At 57.5% G+C, this 21,446-nt stretch carries 22 protein-coding genes and 3 pseudogenes; 13 read left to right on the top strand and 12 right to left on the bottom strand.

What is annotated here, in order from left to right; genetic code table 11:
• From AGR7B_RS20830 to AGR7B_RS26290, 6 genes and pseudogenes are all read left to right on the top strand, one after another.
• Positions 1-447: FecCD family ABC transporter permease (locus AGR7B_RS20830; protein ID WP_162934216.1), on the top strand; the 447-nt coding region annotated here is incomplete at its 5' end.
• Positions 444-1,418 (top strand): FecCD family ABC transporter permease, encoded by a 975-nt coding sequence (locus tag AGR7B_RS20825; RefSeq protein WP_078052912.1) that lies wholly within the window; start codon positions 444-446, stop codon positions 1,416-1,418. The genes AGR7B_RS20830 and AGR7B_RS20825, both read left to right, overlap by 4 nt.
• Positions 1,411-2,205, top strand: coding sequence for an ABC transporter ATP-binding protein (locus tag AGR7B_RS20820; protein WP_080857756.1), 795 nt, complete (start codon positions 1,411-1,413; stop codon positions 2,203-2,205). Before AGR7B_RS20825 ends, AGR7B_RS20820 begins: the two co-directional genes overlap by 8 nt.
• Before the next feature lie 366 nt (positions 2,206-2,571).
• Positions 2,572-3,114 (top strand): RNA polymerase sigma factor, encoded by a 543-nt coding sequence (locus AGR7B_RS20815; protein WP_080857755.1) that lies wholly within the window; start codon positions 2,572-2,574, stop codon positions 3,112-3,114.
• A gap of 47 nt (positions 3,115-3,161) precedes the next feature.
• Positions 3,162-4,133: a FecR family protein gene (locus tag AGR7B_RS20810; protein WP_080857754.1), complete on the top strand. Its 972-nt coding sequence runs from the start codon at positions 3,162-3,164 to the stop codon at positions 4,131-4,133.
• Between the two features lie 54 nt (positions 4,134-4,187).
• Positions 4,188-4,433: pseudogene (locus AGR7B_RS26290) on the top strand (NAD(P)/FAD-dependent oxidoreductase); the annotation flags it as partial.
• Here the strand turns inward: AGR7B_RS26290 and AGR7B_RS20800 are convergent.
• A pseudogene (locus tag AGR7B_RS20800) lies at positions 4,424-4,954 on the bottom strand (thiamine pyrophosphate-binding protein); the annotation flags it as partial. The pseudogenes AGR7B_RS26290 and AGR7B_RS20800 overlap by 10 nt on opposite strands.
• Positions 4,955-5,084: 130 nt before the next feature.
• A complete protein-coding gene (locus tag AGR7B_RS20795) occupies positions 5,085-5,264 on the bottom strand; it encodes a hypothetical protein (RefSeq protein WP_065654894.1) in 180 nt (59 codons plus the stop codon).
• A gap of 727 nt (positions 5,265-5,991) precedes the next feature.
• Here AGR7B_RS20795 and glgA point away from each other — a divergent pair.
• Together glgA and treZ are read left to right on the top strand one after the other, a co-directional pair.
• On the top strand, positions 5,992-7,545 hold the full coding sequence (gene glgA / locus AGR7B_RS20785; protein ID WP_080857752.1) for a glycogen synthase GlgA: 1,554 nt from the start codon (positions 5,992-5,994) through the stop codon (positions 7,543-7,545).
• The gene (treZ, locus tag AGR7B_RS20780; protein WP_245317729.1) at positions 7,545-9,350 is read left to right on the top strand and encodes a malto-oligosyltrehalose trehalohydrolase; all 1,806 of its coding nucleotides are present in this window, start codon (positions 7,545-7,547) and stop codon (positions 9,348-9,350) included. Before glgA ends, treZ begins: the two co-directional genes overlap by 1 nt.
• Here the strand turns inward: treZ and AGR7B_RS20775 are convergent.
• Both AGR7B_RS20775 and AGR7B_RS20770 read right to left on the bottom strand, forming a co-directional pair.
• A pseudogene (locus AGR7B_RS20775) lies at positions 9,333-9,536 on the bottom strand (sigma factor-like helix-turn-helix DNA-binding protein); the annotation flags it as partial. The gene treZ and the pseudogene AGR7B_RS20775 sit on opposite strands and share 18 nt — an antisense overlap.
• A 22-nt stretch (positions 9,537-9,558) precedes the next feature.
• Positions 9,559-9,756, bottom strand: a complete 198-nt coding sequence (locus tag AGR7B_RS20770; protein WP_080857751.1) for a hypothetical protein — start codon at positions 9,754-9,756, stop codon at positions 9,559-9,561.
• 182 nt (positions 9,757-9,938) lie between these two features.
• Here AGR7B_RS20770 and AGR7B_RS20765 point away from each other — a divergent pair, with 182 nt between their 5' ends.
• On the top strand, positions 9,939-11,108 hold the full coding sequence (locus AGR7B_RS20765; protein WP_080857750.1) for a zinc-dependent alcohol dehydrogenase: 1,170 nt from the start codon (positions 9,939-9,941) through the stop codon (positions 11,106-11,108).
• A gap of 10 nt (positions 11,109-11,118) precedes the next feature.
• Positions 11,119-11,913, top strand: coding sequence for an SDR family NAD(P)-dependent oxidoreductase (locus AGR7B_RS20760; RefSeq protein WP_080857749.1), 795 nt, complete (start codon positions 11,119-11,121; stop codon positions 11,911-11,913).
• Between the two features lie 137 nt (positions 11,914-12,050).
• On the opposite strand, the gene AGR7B_RS20755 is transcribed toward AGR7B_RS20760, so the two are convergent.
• The 4 genes from AGR7B_RS20755 to iolG are packed head-to-tail and all read right to left on the bottom strand — an operon-like array spanning position 12,051 to position 16,247.
• A complete protein-coding gene (locus AGR7B_RS20755) occupies positions 12,051-13,097 on the bottom strand; it encodes a Gfo/Idh/MocA family protein (RefSeq protein ID WP_080857748.1) in 1,047 nt (348 codons plus the stop codon).
• 31 nt (positions 13,098-13,128) lie between these two features.
• Positions 13,129-14,301, bottom strand: coding sequence for a Gfo/Idh/MocA family protein (locus AGR7B_RS20750; protein ID WP_080857747.1), 1,173 nt, complete (start codon positions 14,299-14,301; stop codon positions 13,129-13,131).
• 14 nt (positions 14,302-14,315) lie between these two features.
• A complete protein-coding gene (iolE, locus tag AGR7B_RS20745; protein ID WP_080857746.1) occupies positions 14,316-15,230 on the bottom strand; it encodes a myo-inosose-2 dehydratase in 915 nt (304 codons plus the stop codon).
• A gap of 18 nt (positions 15,231-15,248) precedes the next feature.
• Positions 15,249-16,247: an inositol 2-dehydrogenase gene (gene iolG / locus AGR7B_RS20740; RefSeq protein WP_080857745.1), complete on the bottom strand. Its 999-nt coding sequence runs from the start codon at positions 16,245-16,247 to the stop codon at positions 15,249-15,251.
• Between the two features lie 119 nt (positions 16,248-16,366).
• On the opposite strand from iolG, the gene AGR7B_RS20735 reads away from it, so the two are divergent.
• Complete coding sequence (locus AGR7B_RS20735; RefSeq protein ID WP_080857744.1) at positions 16,367-17,380, top strand: LacI family DNA-binding transcriptional regulator; 1,014 nt, start codon at positions 16,367-16,369, stop codon at positions 17,378-17,380.
• Between the two features lie 81 nt (positions 17,381-17,461).
• Here the strand turns inward: AGR7B_RS20735 and AGR7B_RS20730 are convergent, their stop codons facing one another.
• On the bottom strand, positions 17,462-18,328 hold the full coding sequence (locus AGR7B_RS20730; protein WP_080857743.1) for an aldo/keto reductase family oxidoreductase: 867 nt from the start codon (positions 18,326-18,328) through the stop codon (positions 17,462-17,464).
• 119 nt (positions 18,329-18,447) lie between these two features.
• On the opposite strand from AGR7B_RS20730, the gene AGR7B_RS20725 reads away from it, so the two are divergent.
• Positions 18,448-19,365: a LysR family transcriptional regulator gene (locus AGR7B_RS20725; RefSeq protein ID WP_080857742.1), complete on the top strand. Its 918-nt coding sequence runs from the start codon at positions 18,448-18,450 to the stop codon at positions 19,363-19,365.
• A 511-nt stretch (positions 19,366-19,876) separates the two neighbouring features.
• Here AGR7B_RS20725 and AGR7B_RS20720 read toward each other — a convergent pair.
• From AGR7B_RS20720 to AGR7B_RS20710, 3 genes are all read right to left on the bottom strand, one after another.
• Positions 19,877-20,176: a DUF982 domain-containing protein gene (locus AGR7B_RS20720; protein WP_080858191.1), complete on the bottom strand. Its 300-nt coding sequence runs from the start codon at positions 20,174-20,176 to the stop codon at positions 19,877-19,879.
• Between the two features lie 78 nt (positions 20,177-20,254).
• Positions 20,255-20,728 (bottom strand): Hsp20 family protein, encoded by a 474-nt coding sequence (locus AGR7B_RS20715; protein ID WP_080857741.1) that lies wholly within the window; start codon positions 20,726-20,728, stop codon positions 20,255-20,257.
• 165 nt (positions 20,729-20,893) lie between these two features.
• Complete coding sequence (locus AGR7B_RS20710; protein WP_065654882.1) at positions 20,894-21,184, bottom strand: hypothetical protein; 291 nt, start codon at positions 21,182-21,184, stop codon at positions 20,894-20,896.
• Positions 21,185-21,262: 78 nt separating this feature from the next.
• Between AGR7B_RS20710 and AGR7B_RS20705 the strand changes: the two genes are divergently transcribed.
• On the top strand, positions 21,263-21,445 hold the full coding sequence (locus AGR7B_RS20705) for a hypothetical protein (protein ID WP_080857740.1): 183 nt from the start codon (positions 21,263-21,265) through the stop codon (positions 21,443-21,445).
• Position 21,446 lies beyond the last annotated feature (1 nt).

Genomic DNA, 21,446 nt, shown 5'->3' with positions numbered 1-21,446 from the left:
AGCGGCCGGACGATGGATCAGGTCATCACCGTCATGCCTTATTCGCTTGCGGGGCTGTTCGGATCACTTGTCCTTGCCCGACATCTGACGACCTTGAGCCTTGGAACCGATGTCGCCACCGCGCTTGGCCAGAACCCGGCCCTCTGGCGCAGCCTGTCGGTCGTCATCGTCATTCTCCTGTCCGGCAGCGCCGTCGCACTTGCCGGACCGGTCGGCTTCGTCGGTCTCGTTGTGCCGCACATCGTCCGCCTTGCCATCAGCACGGATTACCGTTGGGTCATTCCCTTCAGCGCCGTCATCGGTGCGATCATGGTGGTTCTCGCCGATCTCGCCGGACGGATCATCCTCGCCAACCAGAGTTTTCCTGTTGGCGTCACGATGGCGCTGATTGGAGCGCCGTTTTTCCTCTGGCTGGCACGTTATCGCACGGGGGCAGGCAAGCCGTGACACGCGCGATAACTGTTCTGATCACTCTTAACCTGCTGGCCGTGGTTGCTGCAATGATGTGGGGTGACCAATCGATTGCCTGGCGTGACGTTGCCGATGCGGTCATCGGCACGGCGTCACCCGATCTGCAGATGATTGTCATCGAATTCCGGTTATCGAGGGCTATTCTGGCCCTGCTTGCGGGCGCAGGCCTTGCCGTTGCGGGGACGATTTCGCAAACCGTCATGCGCAATCCCCTCGCGGAACCCGGCGTTCTGGGCATCAATGCAGGCGCAGCGCTTTTCGCAAGCGTAGTGATCATCGTTTTTGCCGATGTTTCACCAGCCGTTCTGCCATGGGCTGGCTTTGCGGGGGCCGTCACCATGGCGGCGGCGGTTTACGCCCTGTCCTGGAAACGCGGAACCTCCTCTCTGCGGATCATCCTTGTCGGCATCGGCTTAAGCGCGCTCGCCGGCGCGGGAACCAGCTTTCTGACCGCATTCGGCAATGTCGTCGATGTTCAGCGCGCGATGATCTGGCTTTCGGGCAGTGTCTACGGCGCCGACTGGACAAAGGTCCAAAGTCTCCTGATCTGGCTCGCCGCTCCGCTCGCCCTGAGCTGGTTCTCCTGCCGGCAACTGGATCTCATCCGTTTCGGCGACGATGTGGCGACGGGCTTGGGACAGAGGGTCAATCTCATGCGGGCATTCCTGATACTGCTCTGTACATTGATATCGGGAGCGACCGTCGCCATGGTCGGGCTGGTGGGTTTTGTCGGACTGATCGCGCCGCATATTGCAAGGCGGATCGCCGGCCACTCCCATGTTGGCCTCATTCCCGTTGCCGGGCTGACAGGCGGCCTATTACTCTCGATCGCCGATATTGTCGGCCGCACCGTCATCGCGCCGGCGCAGCTGCCGGCCGGTATCGTCACTGCCCTGCTGGGCGCTCCATTTTTTGCCTATCTTCTGAAGGGCCGCAGGCATGTCTGAACACTATCGCCTCGCGACACAGGAGCTTTCCCTCGGATATAACGGCTCCATTATTGTCGATGACCTGAGCCTGAAAATTCCATCCGGACGCTTCACCGTTCTCGTCGGCCAAAACGGCTGCGGCAAATCCACGATATTGCGCGCGCTTGCCGGGCTTCTCGCCCCGATGAAGGGAGAGATATTTCTCGACGGCAGGCCGACACGGAAAATGCCATCACGGGAACGGGCAAAACAGATCGGCGTCCTGACGCAAGGGCCTCAGGCCCCTGAAGGATTGACGGTTGCCGAGCTGGTCCGTCAGGGGCGTTATCCGCATCGCAGGCTTTTCGAGCGATGGTCCAGCCGTGATGAGGATGCCTGCGCCCATGCCCTTGATCTCACCAACATGACGGCGCTCTCCGGCCGACAGGTGGAATCCCTGTCAGGCGGCCAGCGACAACGCGCATGGATCGCCATGGCGCTCGCCCAGGAAACGGACATTCTTCTTCTCGATGAACCGACGACGTTCCTCGACCTCGCCCACCAGATCGAGATACTCGATTTGATCCGGCAGCTTGTTCGTGATCGGGGTCGCACCATCGTCGCGGTGCTCCATGATCTCAATCAGGCTGCCCGTTACGCCGATGAGATTGTTCTCATCAGGGATGGCAGGATATTTGACGCCGGAACGCCAGAAGCCGTCATTACCGAGAGGAATGTTCTCGATGTCTTCGGCGTGAACGCCGTCATCATGCCGGATCCGCTTTCAGGAACGCCGATGTGTGTCCCCGTCCCTTCCCGGAGCTGAGCGGGCACGAGAGCTGTGGCGGCCTCGCAACATTGGTTGGCTTTTTCGTAAATTGCAATCCTGCCTCACGTATCCCCACGCCTTACTCCGCAAGGCCAAAAGATGTAATGAATCCAGACATAAACATGATAAAAAATATCCTCTTTTATGCAGCGAAGGATTTTTTCTCGGCACAAACCGTAAATCATTGCACTTGCATCGCTTTTTACCCACCGGTAGAAATTCCACTACGGCGATGATGGGTCAAAACTCTGCTGCCGGATGATAACTTGGGTCGGACGAAGGCCTTGGAGAGCTCCGGTTTGCGCTCCTTATTCGCCCCCTTCAGTTGTCGCAGATTGCAGCTTGCGGAGGATCAGGAAAGCGATGCGGACGTCGACGGCCAGCCTCAATGAAAGTGACGGAACCGACCTCTTGAACAGGGCGATCGTCGAACATTACGGCGACATCATCAAGGCAGTGGGCGGACGCAGCCGGTCAGACGGGGCCGCGCGGGAAATCGTTCACGACCTCTACGTAAAACTCGCATTGCAGCCGGACGCGCTCTCCGGCAAACGATCTATAAAAGCATTTCTGTGCCGCGCCGCATCCAATATGCGGATCGACCGGATCAGACGCGAGCAGTTCGAGTCCCGACTTTTCTCCGGCTCGGATGAAGATGCGAAAGCGGTAATGGCGACGAACAGCGCCCCCGACCAGGGGATGGACGTCGAAGCGCGGCTGGCGATCCTCAAACAAGCCATTGCCGACCTGCCTGAAAAACGGCGGGCGGCATTCGTGCTGCACAGGCTGCATCATCTCTCACCGGACCAGATCGCTTCGAAGCTGAAAATTTCGCGCAATATGGTTGACCGGCACCTCAGGCGCGCACTCAGCCATTGCCTCGACCGCCTTTTCGAAATGGAGTAAACATCCCAATCCAAGCAGTTCATTCGTCTACACATTGGAGAGCATAATTGGAGCGTTCCGTGAAACGTAGACGTCTGACGCGCGATCAGCGCAAGCGAAACAGAGAGGCAGCCGACTGGGTCTTTCGCAACCGCGACCCCGAACAGCCGGAAACGGAGCGGGCGGAGTTCCGTCGCTGGATGGAGCTGGATCCGGAGAACTGTCAGGCCTACACGGCTGCGAAGCGCATTCTCGGCGAAGCGAGAACTGCGATCCGGTCCGATGCCGGGCTTCGTGATATGCCGGTTGATACCTCACCACGTGGGCGCAACGCGATCATCTCTTCAATCGTGGCAATCATTTCGGCCGGAGCACTCTTCATTGCCCTGGACGGCCCCATGCGTCTGAGTGCCGATATTATGTCTGGCGCCGACGAAATGCCGGAAGTCACGCTGGAGGATGGTTCGCGAGTTCAGTTGAACGCGTCGTCGGCGATCACACTCGATTTCACCAACAGCCGAAGGACGGTTCGGCTCCTGCGCGGTCAGGCATTCTTCCAGGTGGCCCCGGATGAGAGTCGTCCGTTCTCCGTCAGCACAGAGGATACGCTAGTCACAGCTCTTGGCACGGCTTTCGATGTTCGCCAAAGCGCGTCAGACACGCGTGTCGCCGTAACGGAACATTCCGTAAGGGTAGAGTTCAAGACTGAGGGAGGCATCCCGGTGAAACTCAGGGAAGGTGAAGAAATGCTTCACCTGAACGAGACAGGGGAAAGCACGATCCGCAAAACGGATGCCGCTACAGCTCTCGCCTGGCGCCGAGGCCAGCTTACCATCGACAATATGCCGCTTTCCTACGTTATCGAGGAAATACAGCGGCACTTTCGTGGGCGCATCGTCATAGGAGACGACGCGACCGCCCGACGGATCGTCAGCGGTACGCTCTTCGTTACCGATACGGAGGGTGCGCTGAATTTTCTGCGGACCGCGCTCAAGGTTCAGATATACAGAATTGGCCCCATCGTCGTCGTAACGTCCTGATACAAAACCAAGCTAAGGCTGTAGCCCTTTATCATGTTGGGGGATGCCTTTGTACCCGGCATCCGGGCCGATCTGGCGGGGCGAAAGGTACCTGTCTTTGATGGCCGGATCACCGGGATCACTCGTCACGGGGACCGCAATGCCGCTATCAAGCTCGATATCGGCCTCGATGTCGCAGTCGACATCCTGTTCGCGCATCCGCGCAATAAGCCGTCCGCAAGCCTTCATGACGCACTGGACCTTGCCACGGTCAATACGCCAACCGGCATCGCCCTCAAGACCGACGAGCGCCGCGAAACCAGAGACCGTCCTTCCTCGGCTGGTTTTTCCTGCGTGTCGTTTGCTATCGAGAGATGCGCGACGCCACGCCGCGCGATCGCCGTGCGGCAGGCGAGGCTGGCGACATTTTCCATATGCGCAGCGTCGCTGACGACGGTGTTATAAATGCTGACATCCTCAAAAACGCGGGTCAGGTTGACGTCCTGCTGCGTGAAAGTTTCGATCAGGTCGTGATATTGCATCCCGGTGATTGCGAGGACAGGAACCTGGTCCAGCTTGGCGTCATAAAGACCGGTCAGAAGATTGGTGCCACCGGGACCCGAAGTGGCAAGACAGACGCCGAGCCTGCCGGTCCATTTGGCATAGGCCGTCGCCATGAAGGCGGCGGATTGCTCGTGTCGGGTCTGGACAAACCTTATCGCATCCTGACGTTTGCGAAGCGCCTCCATGACGCCATTGATGCCGTCTCCCGGAAGGCCGAAGATCGTGTCGACCTTCCATTCGATCAAGGTTTCTACCAGAACGTCTGCTGCGGTCGTCATGATCAGTTCCTCAACTCTCGGCGGTCGTTCCAGACTGGCCATCGAAAGCGGTCATGAAACTTCCTGTCCCGTCAGGGAATAAAACAAGGAAATCCCCACGACGCGCGCGGGGATTCCCAATCTGTCAGCGTTAGGAGTTTTTGTGGCTCTGCTGGCCCGCCTTCACATGTTGCTCATGCGTGCCACCGCGGGTCTTGCCATTGTCGTCGTTATTGGAGGCCGATGCCGACTGCGAACGCTTGTCGCTGTTCTTGTGGCTCTGCTGGCCGGCCTTCACGTGCTGTTCGTGCGTACCACCTTGATTTGGCATGATATGTCACTCCTCATATGGTGATTTTTCACTTGCGCACCCTGTGGCGCGCCCTAGACCAACCATGCCGCGCCACGGGAGTTCCGAGATTTAATATTTCGTGAGGAGCTATTGACGGAACGGCCCCGAGCCCGGCTGTCGCGCGCAGGGCCGTCGCAATCGCCGTCTGTACACTTGCGTACGTCTACCTTTGGAGGTTTCCCTGTAGCCGGAATTTTCCTAAACGCCGACAGCAATATCGTTAAGGCAGCGGACGACACTGTTATGTCGGCGGAACGCGACCCTGCTCTACGCCGTGCAGACGTCGCCCGACCCAGCACCTCGCCGTCGGAGCTTGCGGCGTTTTTACATTTCGGTGCATCCCTAAATTACTTGCGCGCAGGATAAAACGTAGCCGGCGGACGGGAACAAACCTCTACAAGCAAGGTTCGGGTCGCTCCACGGAACCTGTACCCGGAGAGGTGTAACATGACCAGGAAAACGCTCTGCATTCCTGAAGAAAACCGCAGCCATCACTATCCCGGCGACAATGGCCGTCAGAGCACAGAAGATTCCTCTTCCGACAACACCCAGACGGGCCGATAGGCAACATCAAAACAGACACGACACATAAAGGCCAGCAGCAGGACAGGTAGGGTCCCCCTGTTCCGGGCAGGCGAGCTGGTTGCACCAACCTTTTTCCGGGCTCCTCGCAGTCTGAGATCAATACGTTCCCTGGAGGCGCCAAATGCGGATTCTTGCCGTCACGGCCGAAATGTTTCCATTCGTCAAAACCGGCGGATTGGCCGATGCGGCAGGCGCTCTGCCGGAGGCACTAGCAAGACACGGCGCGGAAGTTCGTACATTGCTACCCCTCTACCGTAGGCTCACGCCGCTCGTCCGCGGCAAGAAGCCGTGTCTGGTCGCCAATATTCTAAAGCAAGCGGTATCGGTTTACTCCCTTGAGTCCGACGGTCACAAGCTTCTGCTTCTTGAAGCGGCAGACCTGTTTGACAGGGAAGGTCCTCCCTATGGCATGAATGGCAAACCTTTTGCCGACAATGATCTGCGCTTTGCGGTCCTGTCCAAGGCGGCGGCGGAAATTGCCCTCGGCGCGATTGACGACTGGAAGCCTGATCTTGTTCATGTCCATGACTGGCACGCGGCCTTGACCTGCGTTTATATCGCGGAGTCGGCGGCGGCGGTGCCCTCCGTCCTCACCCTTCACAATCTCGCATTTCAGGGACAATATCCACTCGAGCGGGCGGGTATGCTTGAGTTGCCCCAACATCTCTGTACCGTCGATTGCCTCGAATATTATGGCGACCTGTCGTTTTTAAAGGGTGGCCTGACGACCGCGTCGGCCGTAACGACAGTTAGCCCCACTTACGCAAGAGAAATTCTGACACCGGAAATGGGAATGGGTATGCACGGCGTGCTTGCCACGCGGCGCGAGGACCTGCGTGGCATCGTCAACGGTGTCGACCAGGAAGTCTGGGACCCGGCAACAGACCCCTACATTCTTACAAATTTCACGGCTGCGACGGCCACACGCCGGAGCCTTAACAAATATGCCTTGCTTCAGGCCCTTGGCCTCGCCCCGACCCAAGGCCCTGTTTTCGGTGTGGTCAGCCGTCTGACCTGGCAAAAGGGCATCGACCTCCTCCCTCAGGTCGTTCCACTTATCATTGCGCGAAAAGGAAGATTGGTGATTCACGGAGAAGGCGACACCGCACTGGAAGACAGCTTACGCGCGCTGGCAAAACGTTATCCTGAACTGGTTTGCGCCCATATCGGTTACGATGAGCGTCTGGCGCATATGATTCAGGCGGGCTCAGACTTCATTATCCAGCCTTCACGGTTCGAACCCTGCGGCCTGACACAGCTTTACGCCCTGCGATACGGCGCACTGCCCATCGTCAGCCGCACTGGTGGGCTAGCGGAAACCATCATCGATGCGAATGACGCAGCCATTGAGGCGGGCGTGGCAACAGGCTTTCAATTCGAGCCTGCAAATGAGGACGATCTACGCGCGGCGCTCGATCGTGCCATCAGTGCCTATAGTGACCGAGAACTTTTCAGACGGCTTCAGGCACAAGCCATGCGGGCCAATTTTTCCTGGGACAAGAGTGCCGCACAGTATATGGCGCTTTTTGAAAGCCTTGTCGGCGACAACAAGCCCAAAACGGGTGCTGTCGCCGATATTAGGCCCGAGACTTTTGCAAAGATAAGAGCTGACAGACGGCAGGCGGGAACCCTGGGATCACCAACAGGTCAGGCCACTGGCAACAGGAGGCTTTGATGATGAATGCAGCGAATTATCGCAAATGGGGCGCGCAGCGCAATCAATCCGGCGACACGGATTTCAGCATCTGGGCACCCGCCTCAGCAGCGGTGAAACTGTGGCTGAACGATGCGGAATTCGACATGCACACGGCTGGTGATGGCTGGCACCACATCACAAAACGCGCCCTCCCCGGCGATCGCTATTGCTTCGTGCTGGCCGACAGGACGAGGGTTGCAGATCCCGCTTCCAATCAGCAACAGGTAGGCCCGCTTGGCCCCTCCCTGATCGTCAACCATGATTTCATCTGGAAAAACCCGGACTGGAAGGGCCGACCGTGGCACGAAACAGTCGTCTATGAGCTCCATGTCGGGACTTTTACACCCGAGGGCACCTTTGCGGCCGCGGCGGAGAAACTTGAATATCTCGCAGACGTGGGCATTACCGCGATCGAACTCATGCCGCTTGCGACCTTTGCTGGAAGTCGCGGCTGGGGTTACGACGGCGTCCTGCAATTTTCACCCCAACGGGATTATGGCTCCCCAGACGAGCTCAAGGCCTTCATTGATCAAGCCCATGGCCACGGTATCATGGTGCTGCTGGATGTCGTCTACAATCACTTCGGCCCCGCAGGAAATACGCTTCAGGCCTACGCCCCGGCATTTTTCAAGAAGGATGAGACACCATGGGGACCGGCGCCGGACTTCAACCGGGCCGAAGTTCGGTCATTCTTTCTTCAGAACGCATTCTACTGGCTCGAGACCTATCGCTTCGACGGATTGCGGATCGATGCCGCTGATCATCTCGCTGGCGGCGGCGGAGAGGTCGATTTCCTCATCGAGATGGCGCGAGAGGTGAAGCGGACAATAAGAAACAGGCATGTGCATCTGGTCATAGAGGACGCGAGAAACGCGGCCTCGCCAATGACGCCCTTGGCTGATGGCACCGTCCTGATTGATGCGCAGTGGAACGATGACTTTCACCACGTCGTCCATGTTGCGACTACGAAGGAAAAGGGCGGCATCTATGGTGACTTCGCGGCACTGCCCTATGACAAGCTTTGCCGCTCGCTTGCGACCGGTTTTGTCTACCAGGGCGAACCGCGCCCTTCCCGGGATTTTGGCAGCAGCGGAGAACCGAGTGACCATCTGCCACCGCAACGATTCGTGAATTTTCTCCATAATCATGATCAGGCCGGAAACAGGTTACGCGGTGAAAGGCTTCGTGCCCTTATTGCGCTGCCCCTCTTTGAGACGCTTGAAACAATTCTACTCCTTTCCCCACAGACGCCGTTAATTTTCATGGGTGACGACCATGGCTCGGCCAACCCTTTTTTCTTTTTCTCCGACCATCCGGATGACGACCGGGAACAGGAAATAGAAAATCGGCTTAAACAGGCGGAAATGTTCCAGGGAGAACTCCCACCCAATGCCCGGCAGGTGGTGCGTGATCCCAACGATCCCCACACGATGCAGCTTTCGACTTTGAACTGGCAAGGGGCTGAAACGACCGATGGAAAACTGGCAAGGGCGAGGATGACCGCGTTGCTTTCAAAACGGCGCTGGCACATCTGGCCTCTCCTTTGCTCTCACTTCGAGAAAGGTGTTGTCCTCGAATGTGAGTCAAAATGCCTTGCAATCGACTGGCATTTCCAAATGGGACGGCTCCAGATGCGGGCAAATCTTTCGGCAAACACATGTGAGCTGCCGCCGGTAAAGGGAAAACTCCTTCACCAGTATGGCAGCATCAATAACACAAACTACGGAGGTTATGCGGCACAGTTTGCAGTTGACGGACCGCACTCGGTCCAGATTTCGACGTAGCGACTCCCTCGCCCTGTTGACGCGGCTTTTGATGGTGCCCACCCGGCAGCCGCAGATGGCGGCGGCATCGGCATAACCCGTCCCTGCCGCCACGAGCAGCAGAGCTTTTTTCTGGTTCTTGTCGAGATGCCGGATAGCCCGCATGACCTCCTGATGCCGCACACGCCATTCCTGGCTGGCAGGGGTATCCGGCCGCGAACCACAATTTTCACCGTGCCAGGTCCTCGATCACAAGTTCGATGGATTGTGGTTCGGCGCCTTCTTTCGTCTGCACCGTCAAAACGCTGCCGGTGTTCAAAACACCCTCAAGCACGGTGCGTTCGTCTACAATGATCCTGATCACCTTGGGGGTCGCAGCTTCGATGTTCAGGCTGTTGCTGGTTTCGTACTCAACTGGCTGGGTCAAGGCTCGCCTCCGGATCGTGGAAAGATAGGCGGTCTAACTTCGCTCCGGCAAGCTTGTTCCCTCTCTAACGGCGCACCGCCAGCCGCCATCGCTCGAACAGCCCGGGAACTTTGACGATGGGGCCGGGTTAGGCGTGAACCCGGCGCACCCGCTGCTCCACCGATCCAGAAGGAACACCGATCATGAAGGCACTGACTTGGCACGGCAAACACGACATTCGCTGTGAGAGCGTCCCTGATCCACAAATCGAGCACGGCCGCGACGCGATCATCAAGGTGACCGCCTGCGCAATCTGCGGTTCCGATCTTCATCTCTACAACGGGATCATGCCCGACATGCATGGTGGCGATATAATGGGCCACGAGACTATGGGCGAAGTCGTCGATGTCGGCAGGGACAATAAGACGCTGAAGGTCGGAGACCGGGTTGTCGTTCCCTTCACGATTGCCTGTGGAGAGTGTTTCTTCTGCAAAAGAGGGTTTTATTCCGGCTGCGAGCGCAGCAACCCCAACCCCCATAAGGTCCGGGAAATGTGGGGAAACTCCCCCGCCGGGCTGTTCGGCTACACGCACCTTCTGGGAGGTTTCAGCGGCGGCCAGGCCGAATATATGCGCGTTCCCTATGCCGATGTCGGGCCTATCAAGGTTCCCGACGGGCTGACAGACGAGCAGGTCCTGTTTCTGTCAGACATTTTCCCGACCGGTTACATGGCGGCGGATTTCTGTAATATCCAGCCCGGCGATACGATCGCGATCTGGGGCTGCGGTCCTGTCGGCCAGATGGCCATCCGCTCCGCCTTCCTGTTGGGTGCGGAACGGGTCATCGCTATCGATTCCGTGCCGGAACGGATCGCCCTTGCGGCCGCCGCCGGCGCGCTCACACTGAATTATCTGGATGATGATATTTACGAGCAGATCATGGAATTAACCCATGGCCGGGGCGCAGACGCCTGCATCGACGCCGTGGGGACGGAACCCGATCCGGCCGCCGGCTGGGATTCCCGTCTTGACCGTATCAAGGTGGCGACATTCATGGGGACGGACCGCCCGCATGTGCTGCGGCAGGCTATTTATTGCTGCCGCAACTTCGGCACAGTCTCGATCGTCGGCGTCTATGGCGGTTTTCTCGACAAAATCCCGATGGGCTCCGCGATCAATCGCGGCCTGACATTCCGGATGGCTCAGACACCGGTGCAGGCCTATCTGCCCACCCTTATGGGTCGGATCGAGAAGGGAGAGATCGACCCCTCCTTCGTCATCACCCACCGCGCCACCCTCGATGAAGGTCCTGATCTTTATAAAACATTCAGCCACCGCGACGACGGCTGTATCAAGGTCGTCCTCAAGCCATAGGAGAAGAATCATGCCTGCGGAAAAATCAATCAAAGGCCTTGCTGTCGTCACCGGCGCCTCCTCAGGCATCGGTTACGAACTGGCAAGATGCGCGGCGCAGGACGGCTACAATCTCATCATCGTGGCTGACGAGGCGGAAATCGAAACGGCGGCGACACAGTTGCGGGCAGCGGGAACGGAAGTGGAAGCCGTGCAAGCCGACCTTTCGACACAGGCAGGCGTGGAAAAACTTCTCTCCCGCATAGCGACGAAAGAGTGGCCGGTCGATCTGCTGTTTGCGAACGCGGGACAGGGGCTGGGCAACGGTTTTCTCGATCAGAAAATGGATGCGGTCCAGCGGGTGATAGCCACCAATATCAGCGGTACCGTTGCGCTGGTGCATGCGATCGGCAGCGGCATGCGCCAGCGCGGCAGCGGCCGGATTCTACTCACGGGCTCCATTGCCGGTTTCATGCCCGGCACCTTTCAGGCGGTCTATAACGCGACAAAAGCCTTCATTAATTCCTTCTCATTCGCACTTCGCGAAGAGCTGGATGGCACCGGGGTCACCGTCACGTGCCTGATGCCCGGCGCGACCGAGACAGCGTTTTTCGAGCGCGCGGACATGCTCGACACGGCGGTTGGCAAACAGAAGAAAGACGACCCCGGCTTCGTTGCACAAATCGGCTACGATGCGATGATGAATGGTGACGGAGACGTCGTGTCCGGCTGGAAGAACAAGCTGATATCGGCCGCGGCAAACGTGACCCCTTCGGATATCCTCGCAAAACAACACCGCAAAATGGCTGCCCGGGAAGGAAAGTGACGCTGGGGCTTACGAGGATCCTGTGAACCGCAGAGTGGATTGCGAAGGGAGGGGGAGCGTCGCCATACCCGCGGCGCGTTTCGCCAGGCTCATGATCTCGCGCAAAGATTACAACGACTATCGGACCAGTCTTGCGGTCATTCAGACAACCCTGCTTTCCTAAAGTCGATATCGAGCGCTGCACGGATCGCATCAAGTGTTTTCATCGTGTCAAGTGATGCATCAAGCGGTCTGCAAGGACTTTCAAGGTCGCCGTCGCTGATACTGTAAGCGACCCCAGCAGCCTGATGGTAAAGCCCTTCGAAATGCGCGCCACGAGGTTCCGCGTATTTCAACCTGACAGTCCCGTCCAGCGACCACACTTCGAACGCGCCTGGCAAATGGAACTCGTTGACAAACCGGATCGAGCCCTCCGTGCCGACCATGGTCGCGCCGGTTGGCGTAAACCCATAAAGGGTCGTTGCCATGGTCCCCTGGCAGCCCCGGGAATTCATCATGGCGACAGCCAGCTGCCCATTCACTCCGGCCGGATCGGGACTTGCAACGCCGACGACCTTGGAAGGAACGCCAAGCAGCTTGCTTATTAACGACACTGGATACGTACCTAGATCAAGCAGCGGCCCGCCTGCCAGTTTTGGGTTGAAGATGCGGTGGTCACGCGGAAGATACTCGCCATATTCCGTGTAGACCGATTTGATGTCCCCAATAACGCCCGCATCAAGGACCTGCTGGACAATGTCGAATTTCGGCAGGAAATACGTCCAGAGCGCTTCTGCAAAAAAGACGCCTTTCTTACGAGCAGCAGTGACCATTTCGGCAGCCTGGGCATGATTCAGCGCCATCGGCTTTTCGACGAGCACGTGCTTACCGGCGTTGATCGCGAGCAGGACGTGCTCATGGTGCCAACCATGTGGGGTAGCCACATAGATGATATCGATATCGAGTGATTGAACGAGCGCCTCGTAACTTCCATAAGCGTTCTCGACACCCCACTCAGATGCAAACCGCCTGGCAGTTTCTTCCGATCTCGAACCCACGGCCGCGATTACTTGCCGAGTGTGTGCCTTTACCGATTCTGTGAACTTTGCCGCTATCCAGCCAGTCCCCAAAATGCCCCAGCGCAGTGGAGGAGCGTCCAGGGGTGCTCGCAATCGGGACGGTGGAAGAGCGGTTGGAAATGTCATCTTAAATCTCCTCAAAAAGCCTCTCGATTGCTCAGGACGCCGTCTGTTCCCACTGGCCCGTTGCCAGAGACCGCTCCATGGCGTCAATAATCTGTTCGTTGGCTAGCCCGAATTCGAAATTTGGGTAACAGTCGGCATCGCGCATGATGCCTTCGATCAGGTCACGTACCTCGATAACCTTGACGTCGAAGTAGCCGAGGCCACCGCCAGCGAAATCAAAGCCGAAAAATGCCGAAAACTGCGGTACTTGGCTTCCCGCTAGGATCGTCTTGAATCCACGGTCAGGCTTTGGGTCGTTGAAACGCGATATCTTCAGCTCGTTGAAGCGCTCTCCGTCCATGATGATCGTGCCCTCTGTGCCGGATATTTCCCAGTAGACGCCAAAGACCTTGCCGGCAGCTACGCGGGATGCCTCAATGGTGCCACCTGCGCCCGATTTGAAGCGGACCAGCGCCTGGATCTGATCCTCGTTCTCGACCATCGCGCGAGGCGCATCATTGCCCGCCTTTGCACCGTAACCCGAACCAGCCCGGGGCACGGGCCTCGTTGGAAAAAACGTCTGACTTTGGGCGATGACGCTTTCAACCGGACCCAGCAGATATTGTGCAACGGAAATAACGTGGCTGCCGAGATCGCCCAGCGCCCCTGATCCTGCATCGCGACGCGTACAGCGCCACGAAAATGGCAAATCGGGATCATTGAAAAAGCCTTGATCGAACCAGCCGCGAAAGCGCATGGGCTGTCCGATATCGCCTCTGTCGATCAATTGCTTGGCCAACATTGCCGCCGGTGTCTTGATGTTGTTGAAGGCGACCATCGTCTTGACGCCTTTCTTTCGGGCAGCTGCAGCCATTTGCTCTGCCTCTGCCAGCGTCACGGAAAGTGGCTTTTCGCAGTAGACGTGCTTGCCTGCTTCTATCGCTGCAAGCGCCATTTCATGGTGCATGACGTTTGGCGAGGTGATGTCGACGATGTCGACATTGGGATCCTCAACCAGTCGCCGCCAGTCTCCGGTGCTTTTCTCGAAACCATATCGGGCGGCGGCATCGGCAGCCATTTCATCGCTCGCATCGGCGAGCATATAGAGATGCGGGATGGCCGCCAGATCACGATACAGCACGCCAGCACGACGGTAGGCGTCCGCATGGGCCTGGCCCATGAAGCCTGAACCGATCAGGCCGATATTGAGTTTTTTTTGGGTCATGGCCTCTCTCCCTTTCAATCTGGTCTAGCTGCGAAAAGGTCGTGCATGTGAAGGAAGGCGCGAGTGACGGCAGGACGCGGCAGCGCTTGGGCGGGATCCTGCTCAGCCTCCACCACGAGCCAGCCCTTGTAGCCGCCGCGAACAAAGCGCACGATCGGACTGAAATCGACGTTACCATCGCCAGGAACAGTGAACATGCCGGCACGAACACCGTCGTTAAAGCTGAGGTCGCGGCTGCGAACCTCCGTCATCACCGGAGTGCGCATATCCTTGAGATGAATGTGGTTGATGCGATCGCCGAAACGTTCGATCAGCCGTGCGTACTCGAAACCACCACCGGCGGCATGGCCGGTATCGAGCAGAAGCCCAGCCTCCGCTCCCGTCTTGTCGAAGAGCGACGAAATCTCGTCGAAGGTCTCTGCGACCATCATCAGGTGGTGATGATAGGCGAGCACCAGCCCGTATTCTCCGCCAAGCCGCTTGCCGAACTCTGTCAGTCTCGCGGCGTAACCGCCGATATCACCCGCCGGCATGGTCAGGCGTTTTGACATCGGGGCATCGAGCGGCGCGCCTGGTGTCATCATCGCCACCTCGCCATAGACAAGCACACTGCTGCCCATGTCCCGCAGCAGGGCAGCGTGCGCGGCGACGCTTGCCATCTCCGCATCGACACCGCGCTCGGCAAGTTCGCCGGAATACCAGCCTGATGCGAGTTGCAGGTCGCGGCTGTCCAGAAGCGGACGAAGCACGGCGGCGTCTCGGGGGAACTTGCGACCCAGCTCTACGCCTTGGTAGCCGATTGCTGCCGCATCGTTCAGGCAGGTTTCAAGCGATATGTCGCGTCCGAGATCCTCAAGCACGTCATTTACCCATGACAACGGGCTGACGGCAATTCTGACACCTTCTGGCAGGAGATCGGTGGTTGTCATAGTTGTTGCCTTCCTTTCTCAAGGATGCCAGTCGGAACTGATGTGGACGGGTGAGCCGGTTGTCATCGAAACGATCGCGGCCTCGGCAAGGCGTTGCGCCTCCAAGCCATCTCTTATCCCGGCGAGGGGTTTGGTACCCTTCTCGATCATATCGATGAAGGCGTGCATTTCCGCGAGATAGGCACCCGCAAAACGTTCGATGAAATAGTTCATGGGTATCGACGAATGAAAACCATTGGCGTCGGCGATCATGACGCCCCGTTGCGGGCGGTTTTCGACGTAGAGCACCTCGCTCGAGCACAGGGCCTCCAACCTCTGATCGTAACCGAATGGCGCACGCCGGCAATTTATCATCTGAACGAAGCGACCAGAAACCGATGTCAGTGTGATCATTGCCGTGTCGATATCGCCTGCCGCTTCGATTTCGGGGTCGATCAGGCTTTTTCCAACCGCGTAGACAATTGCGATTTCCTCTCCAAGAAGATAACGGGCCATGTCGAAATCATGGATCGCCTGGTCTCGAAACATGCCACCCGACCGCTCGACGTAGAAACGTGGCGGGGGCGACGGGTCGCGGGTGTGCATGACGATGTGCTCCAAGCGGCCTGCCTGACCACTCGCAATCCTGTCACGCACCAGACGATAATCCGGATCATATCGGCGTTGAAATCCAAGTAGGCAGGCCACACCGGCGTTTTCAACCTTGCTTGTGACATCTACGACGGTTGCAAAATCAAGGCTGACCGGTTTTTCACAGAACACGGCTTTGCCTGCCTGCGCCGCCCGCAAAAGCAGTTCCGCATGGGTATCAGTGGAACTCGCTATGACGATGCCTGCGATATCTGGGTCGGCAAAGACTTCTTCCGGCTCGCACAGCACGGCTCGGGTTTGGATTGCGAGATGCTCGCTTGGTACGGGGTCAACGATGTATTTCAGGCGCGCTGAGGGGTGAGCAGCCGCGTTCAGGGCATGCACCTGCCCAATACGGCCTGCGCCAAAGACGGCGAGCTCAATCATGTTTGTAACCTCCCTTTTTCGAAACGCCCATGACGTTCGAATGAGAAAGATGATAGCGTTAGGTTCTTGATGCGGTATTCTATTCTTGAAGAGATTTCGTCAAAATAGGGCCACTTGGAATGGGAAAGATCACGGCAAGGGACATCGCCAAGGCAGCAAACGTTTCGCTTTCCACCGTTGACCGTGTTCTTAACAATCGTGGCGGCGTCACCGACGCGAAGGAAAGGCGCGTTATCGAATGGGCTCGAAAGCTCAAGATTGATCGCGCGCTCAATCAGCGGGCCGCACGAACTCTCAGGATTGCCGTTCTGCTTCAGCGTCCCGAAAACCCGTTTCACGCCTCAGTCCAGGCAAACTTCGAGGCGGCAGCGCGAGATTTTCCGCAGTTCAATCTGCAGTTCAAAATCCATCATATCGATCCGGTAAAGCCTCGTGCAACAGCAGGCCTGATCGGCAGCCTCATCAAGACATGCGATGGGATGGTGATTGTCAGCGCAGCGGATCCCGATATTGCTGCCGCATTGAGAGAATTTGGCACGTCGGGCAAGCCGGTTATCACGCTTGTCACTGACATCGCAGGCTCGGAGCGCTTTGCCTATGTTGGTCCCGACAACGTCAAGACAGGCAGGATTGCCGGCGATCTGATGGGCCGCCTTCTCGGGCGAGACGGTGGAGACGTCATTGTGATTTCTGGCATGCTCAGCATGATGGGACATGAGGAGCGTGAAGCCGGTTTCCGTGCCGTGCTAAACGAGCGCTATCCCGATTGTCATGTGACCGAGGTGCTTGAAAGCTATGAGCGGGCTGAACTGGCTGGCGACTTAGTGTTTAGCGCCTTGAAGCGCAACAGCGCCATTCGCGGGATCTACAATGCGTCAGCTGGCGCATCAACCGTCCTGAATGCCGTGGATGCTGTAGGACGAGCGAATGAAATAGTGTTTATCACCCATGAATTGACGGACGAGAGACGGCAGTTGCTGCGACAGGGCTTGATCGATATCATCATCGATCAAGGACCCGCTTTCGAGGTGCAGACTGCCATTGGTGCGCTTGCAGCTTTCTTTGGGCGACAGGAAAGACCACCACCCTCGCTCATAACGCCGGTCCAGATCCACACAATTGAAAACTGCTGAAATGGGCAGGCTGTTTGAGACGAACTGGAACATCCCCTGGACCATCAACCTCCACAGGTTCCTCAGATCTAAACAACGGCATTAGGCAGCAACATTATCCAGTTCCGACAGTACCTCCGAGGGAAGCTCTATCGTGGCCGCTGCAAGGTTTTCCCGCAGATGGACTCGTGATGAAGTGCCAGGGATCAGGAGAATATTCGGCGATCGTTGCAGAAGCCATGCAAGGGCCACCTGCATCGGCGTGGCGTTGAGCCGGGCGGCGAGGCTCGACAGGGTCGAGGATTGCAGCGGTGAGAAGCCGCCAAGAGGAAAGAACGGGACATAGGCCACGCCTCGAGAGGCGAGCGTGTCGATTAAGGCTTCGTCCCGGCGATGCGCAAGGTTGTACTGGTTCTGCACACAGACGATCTCGGTGATCTTGCCGGCTTCCTCAACCTGCTTGGCCGTGACATTAGACAGTCCAATATGCCGGATCAGGCCTTGTTGCTTCAGCTCCGCCAGAACCTGAAGCGGCTCATCCAACGAGCCTTCGGCGGGACCATGCACGTCGAACATGGCGCGGAGGTTCACTACATCGAGCACATCGAGCCCAAGATTGCGGAGGTTGTCATGAACGGCCTGCGTCAGGCCGGCGCGCGAAAATGACGCGTTCCACGAGGCGTCAGCTCCCCTGACTACGCCGACTTTCGTCACAATCACCAGGTTGCTGCCATAGGGATGCAAGGCTTCGCGTATGATCTCGTTCGTGACATGCGGACCGTAGAAGTCGCTGGTGTCGATGTGATTGACGCCACTGTCCACAGCCTCGCGCAGAACGGCGATGGCCTCCCGACGATCGCGCGGCGGGCCGAACACGCCTTTGCCCGCAAGCTGCATCGCGCCATAACCCAGCCGGCGCACCGTACGATCGCCAAGCTTGAAGGTTCCTGTATTTTCGATAGTGCTCATGGCTGTATCTCCTTTGTAGTCCTCAGAAATAGACGTTTGGCATATGCGGCACAAGAAGCTATAATCCGGACAAGCTGTCCGCTCTAACGGACAATCAGCCTCATGGTTTGGAGAACAGGATGTCGGACATTACGGACGTCAATGCGTTTCTGCTGGTGGCTCGATCCAGAGGTTTTCGGCAGGCCGCGCGCGAAAGTGGCATCAGTTCCTCCGCGTTGAGCGATGCGGTGAAACGCCTGGAAGAGGACATTGGGGTAAGGCTATTCAATCGCACCACTCGCAGCGTACTCCCGACGGAGGCCGGACGTCTCTTGCTGGAGCGCACCGGACCTGCGTTTGCAGAAGTTGCATCGGCACTCGACGAGGTAAGAAGCAGCCGCGGCCGCCCCTCGGGGGAGCTCAGGCTAAATGTCCCGATGAGCGCGGCAAGGCTGGTCCTGCCTGCGATTGTGCCGCCGTTCTTGGCAGCTTATCCAGACATAAGGCTGGAAATCGTGACCGACGAGAATTTCGTCGACATCATAAAAAGCGGCTGCGATGCTGGCATCCGTTATGACGAACGGCTCGAGCAGGATATGGTGGCTTTGCCGATCGGCCCGCGTCAGCAGCGCTACGCCCTTGCCGCGTCGTCGCGTTATCTCGCAAGGAGGGGTGGACCGCAACATCCACGAGACCTGCTTTCGCATGATTGTATTCTAGGGCGGTTTTCGGGGCGTGCACTCCCCTCTTGGGAATTCGAACGCGATGGGGAGGAAGTCATCATAAATCCGAAAGGTAACCTCGTGGTCCAGTTCGGCGGCGGCACCGATCTTGGCATCGACGCAGCCATTGCCGGTTCTGGCATGATTTATATTTTTGAGGACTGGCTAAGGCCACACTTTGATCGAGGAGATCTGATGCCGGTTATGGAAGAATGGTGGCTGCAGTTTTCGGGTCCGTTCCTCTATTACCCTGGGCGGCGCCTTGTGCCCGCGCCATTGCGCGCATTTATCGATTTCGTGAGGCAATCGCACAAGGGATGGATCGGGGCAGAATGAGCGGACGCTTCGGTTTGAACTTGAAGGTCGGTCCTCGCTCTTGATGGGAATCGAACCGGCAACACTGCTTTTAAGGGAGGCTCGGTTTCCAACGATATGTCGAGCGTCCGCTATGGTGGACATGCGGTGAAACAGCGATCATGTGTCGAAAAAGAGCAGCGCTCCATACCGATGCTCAATAGCATTGACGGCGAACCAGCGAATGGGGCCGAAATACTCGTGAAGGCCAAGCCTTTGCGGGGAACGAAGGTAGAGTTCGAAAACCATCCCTGCTGGAGTCAACCAGGTTCAACCCGCGTGCTGGCTTACATGAACTGTTGTCCCGACGACGTTGGACGGCCGGGAGACGGAACCGATGGAAGCTACGCCAAAGCTCAGGGTTAACATCGACGACTCGCCCGAAGGTCTGGCATCGGGTAGTCTTGCCCTCTACTCGATGGGACCTCTCGGAATACAGCCCACCTTAAGTTGGTGGAACTATCTTCGTCCGAAGTGAACCTCTCGAGCTGCATCACCCCACGTGTGGATCTCTATCGCGATACCTGCGAGAAGCCAAAACCTCAGATGTTTCAGGGGCAAGAAGTTCATGCTTTTCCGCAAACGCTGTGAACAGACCACGCGCCGTTTCTGCCTCAATCTCGCCACGAAGGGCTGCCTGACAGGCTTTTAAGGCAACGGAATGGGCCGTGTCTCTGAGTGACACCGGCCACTCGGCTAGGTGTCGGTAAGCATCCATTAAGGTACGAACTTCCGTCGGGAACCCCAAGCCGACAAGAATAGTAACTGGTTTGCTGAACATATCGGGTTTCATCGTTCTCTCCTTCCAACCCGTCATGTTGACGGGCGCCATCTCAATGGCGCCCTTGGACTTAGTTGACAAACTTACAGATCAAGCCGCCTTCTGTGCTTCAATCTGTGCCGGAGCCGCCGACGCCAGCGTGGGCGTGCTCTGAATCGAGATCTTGCGCGGCTTCAATGCCTCGGGAATCTCGCGGACAAGCTCGATCGACAGGAGACCGTTATTCAAACCCGCTCCGCTCACACGGACATGGTCGGCGAGTTCGAAACGATGTTCGAACGGGCGACCAGCGATGCCGCGATGCAGGTAGTCATCCGAGGGTGCCTCCTGCTTCTTGCCGGCAACAGTGAGCAGGTTGGATTGGAAACTGACGTCGAGATCGTCTTGGGCAAAGCCCGCCACCGCAATCGAGATCCGATATGAATCGTCGCCTGTTTTGACGATGTCATAGGGCGGCCAGTCGTTCGTCGAACGGGCACGCTGAGCGTTTTCCAGAAGATTGAAGATCCGGTCGAAACCAACGCTCGAGCGGTAGAGTGGTGCGTAGTCGTAAGATGTTGCCATAGCCATATCCTCCTTGAAGCAACATGGGTACGGGAGTGCCAAAAGCGGCGTCCCGGCAATGCCAACCCTGTCTTAAGCGGCTGGCGGCAGACGATTTGGTTTTGGTGATTTTCCGATTCAAGATCTGCTGCGGAAAAAATTTACCGAATTCGCGCTGTCCGGCTGTCAATGTACCGATCGACTGAGAACACGATGCGGATAAGCCGCCTTGAACTGCGAGATCATCTCGCAAGCTTGTTGTAATACCCGCTCGGCGGTTTCGGGAGTGTCGCGTGCCAGTTCATCGGCGTTTACGCGGATGGCTTCCGCCATATTCGCAGACATCAATGCAAAACGCCCCTCACCGTAGACAAGGGCCTCCTGCGAGGCGGTCTCAAGCCATCGCGCAAAATCGACAATAATCTCTTCCCTCTCGGCGATGCTAGCGTCCTTGATGATCTTAATGTCCTCTTCCATTTGGTCTCACTCCATACAGACGTGGGAAAGCGACCGGGCTCATCAAGCCCCGATCGCCGGGTGAGCTAGGAAGTGGACATGTCCGATTCAAGCCTGGTGCAGCTTGAACGCACCATCGACACGCCGCCATTCTGCGGCGTCGTCCAACCCAGCCTCGAACATCGTCTGACGAAGCGCCTTAACAGATGCGCGGATGAAGATACGCTTTCCTGCCAAACGAGCTCCTGCCATGGAACCAATATGGGAGCCGCACATTATTAGT

The organism is Agrobacterium deltaense RV3 (assembly GCF_900013505.1).
Lineage (GTDB): Bacteria > Pseudomonadota > Alphaproteobacteria > Rhizobiales > Rhizobiaceae > Agrobacterium > Agrobacterium leguminum.
Note: the sequence above shows the minus strand (reverse complement) of the source record. Positions and strands in the feature narration are given on the sequence as shown.

What these genes read in the sequence shown, in the direction of transcription:
- AGR7B_RS20820 (WP_080857756.1), top strand. Translation starts at nt 1,411, where the DNA reads ATGTCTGAACACTATCGCCTCGCGACACAGGAGCTTTCCCTCGGATAT.
- AGR7B_RS20815 (WP_080857755.1), top strand. Translation starts at nt 2,572, where the DNA reads ATGCGGACGTCGACGGCCAGCCTCAATGAAAGTGACGGAACCGACCTC.
- AGR7B_RS20795 (WP_065654894.1), bottom strand. Translation starts at nt 5,264, where the DNA reads ATGCCAAATCAAGGTGGTACGCACGAACAGCACGTGAAGGCCGGCCAG.
- glgA (WP_080857752.1), top strand. Translation starts at nt 5,992, where the DNA reads ATGCGGATTCTTGCCGTCACGGCCGAAATGTTTCCATTCGTCAAAACC.
- treZ (WP_245317729.1), top strand. Translation starts at nt 7,545, where the DNA reads ATGATGAATGCAGCGAATTATCGCAAATGGGGCGCGCAGCGCAATCAA.
- AGR7B_RS20765 (WP_080857750.1), top strand. Translation starts at nt 9,939, where the DNA reads ATGAAGGCACTGACTTGGCACGGCAAACACGACATTCGCTGTGAGAGC.
- AGR7B_RS20760 (WP_080857749.1), top strand. Translation starts at nt 11,119, where the DNA reads ATGCCTGCGGAAAAATCAATCAAAGGCCTTGCTGTCGTCACCGGCGCC.
- AGR7B_RS20755 (WP_080857748.1), bottom strand. Translation starts at nt 13,097, where the DNA reads ATGACATTTCCAACCGCTCTTCCACCGTCCCGATTGCGAGCACCCCTG.
- AGR7B_RS20750 (WP_080857747.1), bottom strand. Translation starts at nt 14,301, where the DNA reads ATGACCCAAAAAAAACTCAATATCGGCCTGATCGGTTCAGGCTTCATG.
- iolE (WP_080857746.1), bottom strand. Translation starts at nt 15,230, where the DNA reads ATGACAACCACCGATCTCCTGCCAGAAGGTGTCAGAATTGCCGTCAGC.
- iolG (WP_080857745.1), bottom strand. Translation starts at nt 16,247, where the DNA reads ATGATTGAGCTCGCCGTCTTTGGCGCAGGCCGTATTGGGCAGGTGCAT.
- AGR7B_RS20735 (WP_080857744.1), top strand. Translation starts at nt 16,367, where the DNA reads ATGGGAAAGATCACGGCAAGGGACATCGCCAAGGCAGCAAACGTTTCG.
- AGR7B_RS20730 (WP_080857743.1), bottom strand. Translation starts at nt 18,328, where the DNA reads ATGAGCACTATCGAAAATACAGGAACCTTCAAGCTTGGCGATCGTACG.
- AGR7B_RS20725 (WP_080857742.1), top strand. Translation starts at nt 18,448, where the DNA reads ATGTCGGACATTACGGACGTCAATGCGTTTCTGCTGGTGGCTCGATCC.
- AGR7B_RS20720 (WP_080858191.1), bottom strand. Translation starts at nt 20,176, where the DNA reads ATGAAACCCGATATGTTCAGCAAACCAGTTACTATTCTTGTCGGCTTG.
- AGR7B_RS20715 (WP_080857741.1), bottom strand. Translation starts at nt 20,728, where the DNA reads ATGGCAACATCTTACGACTACGCACCACTCTACCGCTCGAGCGTTGGT.
- AGR7B_RS20710 (WP_065654882.1), bottom strand. Translation starts at nt 21,184, where the DNA reads ATGGAAGAGGACATTAAGATCATCAAGGACGCTAGCATCGCCGAGAGG.
- AGR7B_RS20705 (WP_080857740.1), top strand. Translation starts at nt 21,263, where the DNA reads ATGTCCGATTCAAGCCTGGTGCAGCTTGAACGCACCATCGACACGCCG.